The sequence below is a fragment of the Blautia sp. DFI.6.71 genome (assembly GCF_020593585.1).
Lineage (GTDB): Bacteria > Bacillota > Clostridia > Lachnospirales > Lachnospiraceae > Blautia_A > Blautia_A wexlerae.
This window is the reverse complement of the sequence record NZ_JAJDMJ010000081.1, coordinates 1-10,639: the sequence shown is the minus strand read 5'-3', so window position 1 is coordinate 10,639 and position 10,639 is coordinate 1. Positions and strand designations below refer to the sequence as shown.

General features: G+C 43.9%; 10 protein-coding genes. 3 read left to right on the top strand and 7 right to left on the bottom strand.

The window, feature by feature from the left end:
* Positions 1 to 134: 134 nt before the first annotated feature.
* Positions 135 to 410 carry an acylphosphatase gene (locus LJE12_RS18660; RefSeq protein ID WP_029677159.1) on the bottom strand — a complete coding sequence of 92 codons (276 nt, stop codon included), beginning with the start codon at positions 408 to 410 and terminating at the stop codon, positions 135 to 137.
* A 247-nt stretch (positions 411 to 657) separates the two neighbouring features.
* Complete coding sequence (locus tag LJE12_RS18655) at positions 658 to 1,176, bottom strand: nitroreductase family protein (RefSeq protein ID WP_022379958.1); 519 nt, start codon at positions 1,174 to 1,176, stop codon at positions 658 to 660.
* 218 nt (positions 1,177 to 1,394) lie between these two features.
* On the opposite strand from LJE12_RS18655, the gene LJE12_RS18650 reads away from it, so the two are divergent.
* Positions 1,395 to 2,591, top strand: coding sequence for a DUF4317 domain-containing protein (locus tag LJE12_RS18650; protein WP_055058658.1), 1,197 nt, complete (start codon positions 1,395 to 1,397; stop codon positions 2,589 to 2,591).
* On the top strand, positions 2,581 to 3,381 hold the full coding sequence (locus tag LJE12_RS18645) for an HAD family hydrolase (RefSeq protein WP_022379956.1): 801 nt from the start codon (positions 2,581 to 2,583) through the stop codon (positions 3,379 to 3,381). Before LJE12_RS18650 ends, LJE12_RS18645 begins: the two co-directional genes overlap by 11 nt.
* Before the next feature lie 188 nt (positions 3,382 to 3,569).
* Here LJE12_RS18645 and LJE12_RS18640 read toward each other — a convergent pair whose 3' ends face one another.
* The 3 genes from LJE12_RS18640 to pth form a co-directional block, all read right to left on the bottom strand.
* Complete coding sequence (locus LJE12_RS18640) at positions 3,570 to 4,811, bottom strand: peptidylprolyl isomerase (protein ID WP_227227024.1); 1,242 nt, start codon at positions 4,809 to 4,811, stop codon at positions 3,570 to 3,572.
* Between the two features lie 122 nt (positions 4,812 to 4,933).
* Positions 4,934 to 8,251, bottom strand: a complete 3,318-nt coding sequence (gene mfd, locus LJE12_RS18635) for a transcription-repair coupling factor (RefSeq protein WP_227227025.1) — start codon at positions 8,249 to 8,251, stop codon at positions 4,934 to 4,936.
* 99 nt (positions 8,252 to 8,350) lie between these two features.
* Positions 8,351 to 8,932, bottom strand: coding sequence for an aminoacyl-tRNA hydrolase (gene pth, locus LJE12_RS18630; protein ID WP_008707705.1), 582 nt, complete (start codon positions 8,930 to 8,932; stop codon positions 8,351 to 8,353).
* A gap of 28 nt (positions 8,933 to 8,960) precedes the next feature.
* On the opposite strand from pth, the gene LJE12_RS21175 reads away from it, so the two are divergent.
* Positions 8,961 to 9,104 carry a DUF6783 domain-containing protein gene (locus LJE12_RS21175; protein WP_416386861.1) on the top strand — a complete coding sequence of 48 codons (144 nt, stop codon included), beginning with the start codon at positions 8,961 to 8,963 and terminating at the stop codon, positions 9,102 to 9,104.
* Here LJE12_RS21175 and LJE12_RS18625 read toward each other — a convergent pair.
* Both LJE12_RS18625 and LJE12_RS18620 read right to left on the bottom strand, forming a co-directional pair.
* Positions 9,097 to 10,047 (bottom strand): TIGR03943 family putative permease subunit, encoded by a 951-nt coding sequence (locus tag LJE12_RS18625; protein WP_227227034.1) that lies wholly within the window; start codon positions 10,045 to 10,047, stop codon positions 9,097 to 9,099. The genes LJE12_RS21175 and LJE12_RS18625 overlap by 8 nt on opposite strands.
* A 155-nt stretch (positions 10,048 to 10,202) precedes the next feature.
* On the bottom strand, positions 10,203 to 10,639 hold a 437-nt coding region (locus LJE12_RS18620), incomplete at its 5' end, for a GTP-binding protein (protein WP_227292352.1).

The window sequence follows — 10,639 nt, the reverse complement described above, 5'->3', positions numbered from 1 at the left end:
TTTTTCTTAAGACCCGAAACCGAGCCGAAGAGAATTGTTTGGGGCTGCGTCCCCCCTTAGCAGATTTTCCGAGGCTTAGCTTTTCTTAAGACCCGAAACCGAGCCAAAGAGAATTGTTTGAGCTTGCGTCCCTTTCATCTGGAATAAAACCCACTCTCAACCTCCACCGGAATCACCCTCTCCTCAATCCCCTCAATCTCAATAAACCTCTGTCTCCCCAACATCTCCACCATCTGCGCAAGCAGCTCCCTGCTCCCCTGCGCCTCCATCTCCACGCGGTCATCCCAGTTATTTCTCACCCAACCGGTAACCCCCAGAGAACTGGCAATATAACAGGCCCGATAGCGAAATCCAACTCCCTGCACTCTCCCCGAAAACCAATAATGCTTCCTTATCAGATTCTCTCTCATCTCCGAACCCTTCCCATCCTGAACATCATGCTTTTTCCAGACTCCCCGGCCTTTCTCATACTCCTCAGCAATCTCCTCACCTGTCTCAGAATCCTGCAGAAACGTTCTGTACTTCTTTCTCTTAAAACCAAATATACTCAACAGCAACCCTCTCTCACAGCTACTGTGCCGGCAACTTGATTTCCCGAACATTCTCACATCTTTCCTGCCATCCTGTTTCAGGAATCACTCTGCCGCCACACTACAATCACACCCTGATCACAAATCCGTCTTTTCTCGCTTTCGCTTTCGGATATTCCCCGGAGCGATAACCAAGCACACAATGACCAATTCCAACATAAGACTCCGGCACACCCCACTCTGCCTTCAATGCCTTTCCTTCTTCAGAAGCAAACACCTCTCTTGCACGATGAATCCAGCAGGAATCAACCCCAAGGGCATGAGCAGCATTCATCAGATTTCCCATAACCAGACTTCCATTTTCCACACATGTAGGCATATTACTGTCTGCAAAGACCACAACAACTGTCGGTGCCCCATAGAACGGATCACTCTCAGTCCCCATCACATCCGCATTCATTTTAGAAAGCTTCGCAACAAGTTCCGGATTCTGTGTTACTACCATAAGTGTACCCTGTTGTCCCATTCCGCTTGGTGCGTATTCCCCTGCTTCAAGAATTTCATTCAACACTTCTTCCGGCACCAGATCTTCTTTATAACCACGTACACTTCTTCGCTCCAAAAGATTTTTTATTGTTTCATTCATGTCTCATATCCTCCTGTATTTATTTTCATCACTGTCAAAGCAACATTACTGTCCACCACGTTCTCAGCAACACAGTCAGGCAACAATATCTTCCTATATTATAGCACTACATCTACCAAAACTCACCTGTATTTCCCATAATTTTCAGGCAATTTTCCTTGCCCCTGCATCACAACTGGTCTATAATAAAGAACAGACTAACATGAGGTATAAACTATATGAACAAAAAAGAAATTTCTGAAATCAAGAAACAGTTCACTCCCGAGAACTGTTCTCTCACCCGCATCTGCGGATGTTACGTTGACGGAGAAAAGAATAAAAAAACCGAACTGAAAGAAGCATTTCTCTCTTTATCAGAAGAAGAAATGTTCAAATACTTTGAAATTTTCCGCAAATCCCTTTCCGGAACAATAGGAAAAAATCTGATGAACATGGAATTTCCTCTCGAGCAGGAAACTGAGGGTGGAACTCAACATTTTCTTATGAAACTGAGAGAAAGCAAACTGACCGATGATGCACTGGTAGAAAGTTTCTACGATAAGATCATTGAAAACTATGATTATCCCGAAAACTACTACATCATCCTGATCCATGGAGTATATGATATCCCCGGAAAGTCTTCCGACGGTGCAGAAATGTTTGATGCATCTGATGAGATTTATGAGCACATCATGTGCTGTATCTGTCCTGTAAAACTCTCTAAGGCAGGTCTTTGCTACAATGCCGAAACCAACAGCATCCAGGACCGTATCCGCGACTGGATCGTGGAACTTCCGGATGTTGCTTTCCTTTTCCCGCAGTTTAACGACCGCAGCACTGACATCCATGGTGTCCTTTATTATAGTAAAAATGCAAACGAGCTTCGGGATATTTTTATCGATGAACTGCTTGGATGTACAGCACCTCTTTCTGCAGGAGGACAGCGTGATTCCTTTAACGCACTGGTTGAAGATACTCTGGGCGACGACTGCAGATATGACACTGTATTAAGCATTCACGAGAAATTAAACGACCTGATCGAATCACAGAAGGATGAGCCGGAACCTGTAGTTCTGACCAAATCTGAGGTAAAACGCCTCTTTGAAGAATGCGGCGTAGAAGATGAAAAACTACAGTCATTTGATGAACAATACGAGATCACAGCCGGGGAAAAATCCTCTCTGGTTGCTTCCAACATCACCAATACAAAAAGATTCGAGATCAAAACCCCGGATGTTGTAGTCCACGTAGATCCTGAACGTGCTGATCTTGTGGAAACACGCGTAATTGACGGACGCAAGTGCCTTGTGATCCCAATGGAAGGCGAAATTGAACTGAACGGAATCCGCGTACATACAGGAAATGAAAATCCTTCTGATGACGAATTTTATGACAATACAGATACTGAGACAGAGGAGACATCTGATGGAGAATAATCGTAAACTCTTATTTTTTGACATTGACAAAACCCTGTTAACCCCTTACCCATGGACAGTTCCGGACAGTGCGAAACAGGCTTTAAAAGAAGCCCGCTATAATGGTCATCTCCTTTTCATCAATTCCGGACGTACCTATACAATGATTCCGGAAATCATTAAAGAAATGGGATTCGACGGCTATGTATGCGGATGCGGCAGCCAGATTTATATGAATGAAGAGCTTTTGTTTTCCAGTTCTATTCCAAATCCGCTTTGCCGTAAAACAACAGAATTACTGCGGGAATGCAGAATTCCTGCGTTTTTTGAACGCCCGGATAAGATTTTATATGACAGCAGTTCATGTGCTGTTCCTGAAACTGTTCAGAAGCTGAAAGCAGAAGTTATAGTAGAAGATCTGGCTCTCTACCCGCCCGAAACATACAACCATTTTACATTTGACAAGTTTCTGGCTTTTCCGTCTGCTGATTCTGATATGGAAACTTTCCGCAAATTTGCAGATGAACATTTTCTGTGTTTCATACATGAAGACAAGGCCTGGGAACTGACTCAGAAAAATCTCAGCAAAGCAACCGGAATCCGGTTTCTGGCAGACCGCCTTGGGGTTCCGGTCAAAGACACCTATGCATTCGGCGACAGCACGAACGATCTTCTTATGCTGCAGTTCGCCGGAAACAGCATCGCAATGGGCGACTCGGATCCCCTGATCCTGCCTCACTGCACTTACCAGACAACCAATATCGAAGATAACGGAATTGCCAATGCTTTGAAGCATTTCCATCTCATTTAGCAGAACATACAAAATAACGTATTATCATATCTCTATTTATCTGTGTTATTTTTGCATATTTAGGAGAATGATTTCGGATTTATTTAAACTTAAAAACAGCTATGTGAAAACACTCAGGTTTTCATCATAGCTGTTTTAATTTACAATACTCAATTCCTATCAGCAGGCTACTGACAGTTCGGATTTTCTTATTTAGCTGCTTCTGTCGGTGTTGCTTCCGGTGTTTCAGTAGTTTCTGCTGCTTCTTCCTCTGCCGCCGGAGTCTCTGTTGTCTCTGTATCTTCTGCTGCAGGTGTTTCTGTAACTTCCTCTGTTTCCGGTGTTGGAGTTGCCTCTTCTGTCACTTCAGGTGTCGGTGTTTCCGGAACCGGGGTAGGAGTCGGTGCCATGAAGGTATGTTTGTCAGTGATCTTAAGTGTCTTAATGACTTTCTTAACTACCTTTACATCTGCCTCATCCAGCCATTTAGCAGTTGTATCTGTAAAATAGGTACTTTCTTTGGAATTCTGAAGAGATTCTCGCTTGGAAGCTGTGGCATCTTCATCATTAATCTTGTCAAGTCTTACTACATAGTATCCTGTGTCAGTCTCAATAATATTGTCTGCAACTTCTCCGTCCTTCAGTCCTCTCAGAACCTTCAGAACCTCATCCGGATATGCCTCGCTGCCGGAATCTTCATCCTCGTCTTTGCTCTCTTTTGTTGTAAAATTACCCTGTACTGCAGAATAACTGTCATCTACACCTTTGGCAATCTCACTCATGTCTGCTGTAGGATCCTCTTTCATCTTATCCAGAATCTCCTGAGCCTGTTCTTTCTTAGTCTTTTTCTCCTCATCAGTTATATCATCACCGCTTGTAGAGATACTTACATAAGTGAAGGTTGTCTGATTCGCTTCATCATCAGAAACTGTGATCTTTCCTTCTGCTACAACCGGATCATACATCTTCTTCTGAATTGTCTGAAGCTCCAGAAGTGTTTTTACCTGATCTTCCGTTACCGCAAGTTCCTTAATTGTCTCTTCACTGTTTGCAGCCATAAACTGTGATGCTGCATCTGCGATCGCTGCTTCATCATCATCTGTAAGCTCTACGTTATAATCCGCAGCCTTCTCTTTGAGAATATACATCTTCTCAACAGACTCCAGACTGCTTGTCACTGCCTGATCACCATAAGTCTCATCTGAATCATCACCTGCTGTCTGATCCCAGATATTATCTGCACTTCCCATATAATTTAAATACATGGTTGTTGTCTGCTGTTGTTGTTCGCGGGCATAAAGACTTACAACTCCAAGCGGAATATCTGTTCCGTCAACAGTAGCCACTGTCTTTGTTCCATCTAATGTTTTACTTCCACAGCCGGAAAGCATACCAACTGACATCACACCTGCCAGTGTCACAACGGCTGTTCTCTTTACCATTTTTTTCATTTCTTCCTCCATATTATCAATCTGGTCTTTCTTCCATACCACTTTCCCAGAATGTACTGTTATTAGAGTATAAACTTTTTTCCTGCGAAGGGCAAGGCAAATCGAAAAATATGTAGTATATTTCACATATTTTCCGCCATGCTCTTAAGTTCCTCTGCAAATTCCGTCAATGCCAGGATCAGATTCCCCTGTGGTTCCAGGATAAATTTCGGTTCCTGCTCATTCTTAAACTGCAGACCTCTTCTGTATTTTTGCATAAGAGCCGGAAAGCCTTCTGTATTCAGCCTTGCTTTCTCATAAAGGGTAAACCGGACTATTTTTCCAGTCTGCTTTATTTCCGTTACGTACCCCTGATGAGCAATCGCCTTTAACTTCGCAATCGCCAGAAGATTCAGCACTGCCTTTCCGGGTTCTCCGAAACGGTCCAGAAGTTCTTCCAGCATATCATCATAATCCTGTTGTGTCTCAATCCCCGCAATTCTTTTATAAATATCCAGCTTCTGAAATTCATTACTGATGTAGGAATCAGGAATATACGCATCAACATTCAGATCAACTGATGTCTCGAAATCCTCCATTGTATGGATACCCTTCGCCTCTTTCACTGCTTCATTGAGCATCTTACAATAAAGATCATATCCAACCGCATTCATATGTCCATGCTGCTGCGCACCCAGCAGATTTCCGGCACCTCGAAGTTCCAGATCTCTCATTGCAATCTTAAATCCGCTTCCCAGATCCGTATACTCGCGGATCGCAGCCAGACGCTTCTCAGCCGTCTCCTTCAGCATCACATTCTTTCTGTACATCAGAAACGCATAGGCAGTTCTGTTGGAACGCCCGATCCTTCCCCGAAGCTGATAAAGCTGAGAAAGCCCGTATCTGTCTGAATCATGGATAATCATAGTATTTACATTGGAAATATCCAGCCCTGTCTCAATGATCGTGGTGGAAACCAGCACATCAATATCCCCGTTTACAAAGGAATACATCACATTCTCCAGTTCCCTCTCACTCATCTGGCCATGAGCAAAATCCACCCTTGCGTCCGGCACCAGCTTCGCAATACGCAGGGCAACATCTGCAATATCCGTCACTCGATTATAAACATAATAAACCTGTCCGCCTCTGCGCAATTCCCTGTTGATAGCCTCTCGGACTGTCTCTTCATCATATTCCATAACATATGTCTGGATCGGCATTCTGTCCATAGGAGGCTCCTCCAGGACACTCATATCCCGGATTCCGATCAGGCTCATATGAAGAGTACGGGGAATGGGCGTTGCAGTCAGTGTAAGGACATCCACATCCTTCTTTAACTGCTTGATTTTTTCCTTATGCGTAACTCCAAACCGCTGTTCCTCATCAACGATCAACAGGCCAAGATTTTTGAACTGTACGTCTTTGGAAAGGATTCTGTGCGTTCCAATAATCACATCCACCTGACCTTTTTTCAGATCTTCGATTGCCTTCTTCTGTTGTGCCGGGGTCCGGAATCTGCACAACAGTTCCACACGTACCGGAAATTCCTTCATCCTCTGCACAAAGGTATTATAAATCTGCTGCGCAAGGATCGTTGTAGGTGCAAGATAAGCTACCTGTCTGCTCTCCTGTACTTCCTTAAATGCGGCACGCAGCGCCACTTCTGTTTTGCCGTATCCCACATCCCCGCAGATAAGCCGGTCCATAATCCTGGTACTCTCCATATCACGTTTGGCATCCTCAATAGCACTGAGCTGATCCTCTGTCTCTTCATATGGAAACATTTCTTCAAATTCTCTCTGCCATACTGTATCAGGACCACAGACATATCCTTCCTTTTCCTGACGCACTGCATAAAGCTCTACCAGTTCTTTTGCAATATTTTTAACTGCCCCACGAACCTTGCTCTTTGTTTTATTCCACTCCTGAGTACCAAGTTTGTTCAGCTTCGGAGCCTTTGCAGCATCTGCCCCTGAATATTTCTGCAGACAGTCAAGCTGAGTAGCAGGAATATAGAGATTGCTTCCGCCTCTGTATTCAATTTTAATATAATCTTTAACGATCCTGTCTACTTCAACTTTTTCAATTCCTCGGTAAATACCAAGACCATGCTTTTCATGGACAACAAAATCGCCGACAGAAAGCTCCGCAAAATCCTGAATACGGCTTCCACTGTAATTTTTTTTCTTCTTTTTTTTCTGTTCCTGTCCAAAAATGTCAGATTCTGTCATTACCGCAAACTTGATCAACGGGTATTCAAAGCCCTTCTTTGCATGGCCATAAACCACCATGATCTCGCCCGGACAGATCTCCCTGTCATAATCTTGTCCATAAAAGGCTGCCAGTCCCTCTTCCTGAAGATCCTTTGCCAGCCTCTCGGCCCTTGTGCGGGAACCGGAAAGCAACGCGATCCTGTATCCCTGTTTCTTATACTGATGAAGATCTTTTACCAGAAGTTCAAAACTGTTGTTATAAGCGCTGATTGATTTTACCTCCAGGTAAAATTTCTCCCGCACTTTCCAGCCTGCCTGTTTCGGTTCCAACGCACATACAGAAATACAGTTGCGTTTATTCAGTTCTTTTTGAAGCTGTTCAAAAGAACAAAGCCAGTTTTCCGGCAGATTCCGGCTGCCTTTTTCCTCTCTGTGCATACGGCTCTGTCTGTACTCTTCTTCTACAGCCCCGCCTTTCTCAGTCAGTCGGTTTGGTTCATCCAGAAAGATTATGGTTCTTTCCTCCGGAAAATAATCCAGGAAAGAAACCATATCCTTGTCCCCTATATGCTCCACCGCCGGATAGATCGTAAGTTCTTCCAGATTTTCCAGAGAACGCTGACTCTCCGGATCAAAACTCCGGATAGAATCAATCTCATCTCCCCAAAGCTCGATTCTCCATGGATTTTCCTCAGTGAGACAGTAAATATCCACAATACCGCCACGCACAGAGAACTGCCCCGGCATTTCCACCTGTCCTACCCGCTCGTAACCTAAAGCCACCAGCTGGTTCTTCAGCTGTTCTATGTCTACGGTGCTGTCACTTTCGTAATGAATCAACTGTTCTTTTATCTTTTCCAGAGGTTCCAGAAAATCCATACATCCGTCAATACTTGTAACAACTGTCAGTTCTTTCTCTTCCAGTAACGCCTTAATGACCTTCATCCTCTGACGTATCAGCAGATTTCCATGGATATCTGCCTGAAAGAACAGAAGATCTTTCGCAGGATAAGAATACACTTTTCTGTCATAAAATCTGTAATCTTCATAAATTTCTCTGGCGCGGCGTTCGTCCTCCGCCAGGATCAGACGATAAGGCGCAATCCCGGAAAGTCCGTACATCAGATGAGATTTCTGCGATTCCATACACCCCGAAACCTGCAGGATTCCCTTATTCGTTTTGCTTTTTTCTTTAATCTGTTCAAACTCTGCAAGCCCCTGCAGAGGTGTTAAAAATGCTTTCATCTTCACCCCTCATGATCCTTCGACGTAATAAAAGCGGCTTCTGTTTCCAGTTACCGCTTTCTATACCTTTTGCTGAACAATCATCTGTTTCCTGTCTGCTTATTTCTGTACAGGTACTTTTCTGTTATATTCGTTCATGGCTGCATCTGTACCCTGTGAGATTATGATATCCACAGCCTTTGCCGCCTTTGCTATTGCTTCATCCACAAGTTTCCTGTCTTCTGTGGAAAATCTGCCAAGTACATGATCTGCCAGATCCCATCCCTTCGGCTTTGCACCAACTCCTACTTTGATACGGAGAAATTTCTCTGTGCCAAGCTGGCGGATAATATCTTTGATCCCGTTATGTCCACCCGCACTTCCCTGCTTGCGGATGCGAAGCTGCCCGGGTTCCAGATCAATATCATCATAAATAACAATAAGCTCTGATTCCGGATCAATTTTAAAATAATTCGCCATCTCACGAACAGGACCGCCACTCAGGTTCATAAAAGAAAGCGGCTTCATAAGAATCACTTTCTCTCCACCGATCATGGTTTTACCGTACATGGCATTAAATTTCACACCACCCTGAGGGACATTGTAATCCTCTACCAGACGGTCAACGGTATCAAATCCCATATTATGGCGTGTTGCTTCATACTGTTTCCCGGGATTTCCCAGGCCAACTACTAAATACATATATGTGTCTCCTGCTTAATTTAACACCATTTTCCGGAATTACCATACCTGTCCTGATGTCAAATTTATTTTTTTACATCCTCTAAAGTGTGTTCAAAAAACCAATCCTGCAAATTGTAACGCACATCTTGCGGAAAGCATTTTTCAAACACACGCTAAGATAATTAATTAAAATATACCATCTCTTCCTTAAGCGGCTCGCATTCTTTCACATCACTTGCATAAAGAACAATGCCCTCACCCTGATATTCTGTACGGTTCTCAAATGCGACCTTCGCTGTTACTTCTACCCAGCTGCCCTCTTTGATATGCGGTGCATAATCGCTTCTGCACACGTATCCAAGGAAAGTGGTATCATCTGCGCAGCAGGTCATTGCCACACGTCCCGGAACAAAGAATTTACTTCCCATTCCACGTGGTTTCATGACACGTCCTTTAAAGCGGACAATTTTGTCTACATATTTATCCGGATTATCCATGGCATCCACAAACCAGATACCATAATCTTCCGGTGGAATCTCAATGATCGGTGCATTGATATCAAACGGCATCTCGTCCTGGAAAATGTCATCCATCTCGCCCTCTTCATTTTCAAAGATAACCTCTGCACTCTGATTTGCGACCTTGATCCCTCGTCTGTATGCAGGAAGCGGATCTCCCTCTTTACAGCGGTTAAATACAACCATATCTGTATTTCTGATCATATCCATGAACAGAGATTTCATGTTTGCCATATAAACCTGATAAGTAGTTGCATCCACACAGGTAATCTCCTGCTCAATGCCCCAGCCTTCCGGAAGCTCCATCTGCTCAAACTTACTTACAAGCCACATTCCGTTGTACTCGATCACAACACGCTCCGGCTGATGGATGATATCCATGGCAGCCAGACGCTGTGGTGTCAGATCTTCTTGATCCTCGATCACTTCCACAACTGTGTTTGTAAGTTTCAGTTTATCCATATCATATTCTTCTTCGCCTTCTTCGCAAAGGATCAACAGAGTTTTGCCGTCAATGGCAAAATACTCCTGCTGCAATGTAAAATCCAGGAAAGTAGTCTTTCCGCTTTCCAGGAATCCCGTAACCAAATAAATGGGAACTCTGATATCATCCATCATATAATTTATTCCTTTATCTTTATTCTGATTCTGTTATTATCTGCCGAAATCATTCAGTCGCGCATCTATGACGAGGATTTCACACTCTGATGAGCTGAATCCAGATGCAGTATTTTAGAGGATTGCCATAAATCGCTGTTTCCTCATGATCATTATGCAAGCCCAAATAATTCTGCAAGTTTATCTTCTTTCAGTTTGGAGCCGATCACGCAGAGACGGCCTGTGTATTCCGGTGCACCTTCACGGATTTCTGTTTCCTCCGGAACCATGTCAAAATAAATCCATGTTCCGTCTTCTGCAGGAAGCATTCCCTTTGCACGAAGAATAATACCGTAATCTTCAGAAGCGGAAAGAGCCTCAAGCATCTTCTCAAGACCTTCTCTTGTGTATTTCCTGATCGTCTCACGTCCCCAGCTTGTAAATACCTCATCTGCGTGATGATGGTGATGATCATGATGATCATGTCCGCAACCGCATTCATGGTCGTGATCGTGGTGATGATGCTCATGTTCCTCATGATCATGTCCACAGCCGCATTCATGGTCGTGGTCATGGTGATGATGTTCATGTTCTTCGTGATCATGTCCAC

Bases quoted from the DNA above. Each gene is read 5' to 3' on its own strand.
- LJE12_RS18660 (WP_029677159.1), bottom strand. From the start codon at position 410: ATGAGAGAGAATCTGATAAGGAAGCATTATTGGTTTTCGGGGAGAGTG.
- LJE12_RS18655 (WP_022379958.1), bottom strand. From the start codon at position 1,176: ATGAATGAAACAATAAAAAATCTTTTGGAGCGAAGAAGTGTACGTGGT.
- LJE12_RS18650 (WP_055058658.1), top strand. From the start codon at position 1,395: ATGAACAAAAAAGAAATTTCTGAAATCAAGAAACAGTTCACTCCCGAG.
- LJE12_RS18645 (WP_022379956.1), top strand. From the start codon at position 2,581: ATGGAGAATAATCGTAAACTCTTATTTTTTGACATTGACAAAACCCTG.
- LJE12_RS18640 (WP_227227024.1), bottom strand. From the start codon at position 4,811: ATGAAAAAAATGGTAAAGAGAACAGCCGTTGTGACACTGGCAGGTGTG.
- mfd (WP_227227025.1), bottom strand. From the start codon at position 8,251: ATGAAAGCATTTTTAACACCTCTGCAGGGGCTTGCAGAGTTTGAACAG.
- pth (WP_008707705.1), bottom strand. From the start codon at position 8,932: ATGTATTTAGTAGTTGGCCTGGGAAATCCCGGGAAACAGTATGAAGCA.
- LJE12_RS18625 (WP_227227034.1), bottom strand. From the start codon at position 10,047: ATGGATGATATCAGAGTTCCCATTTATTTGGTTACGGGATTCCTGGAA.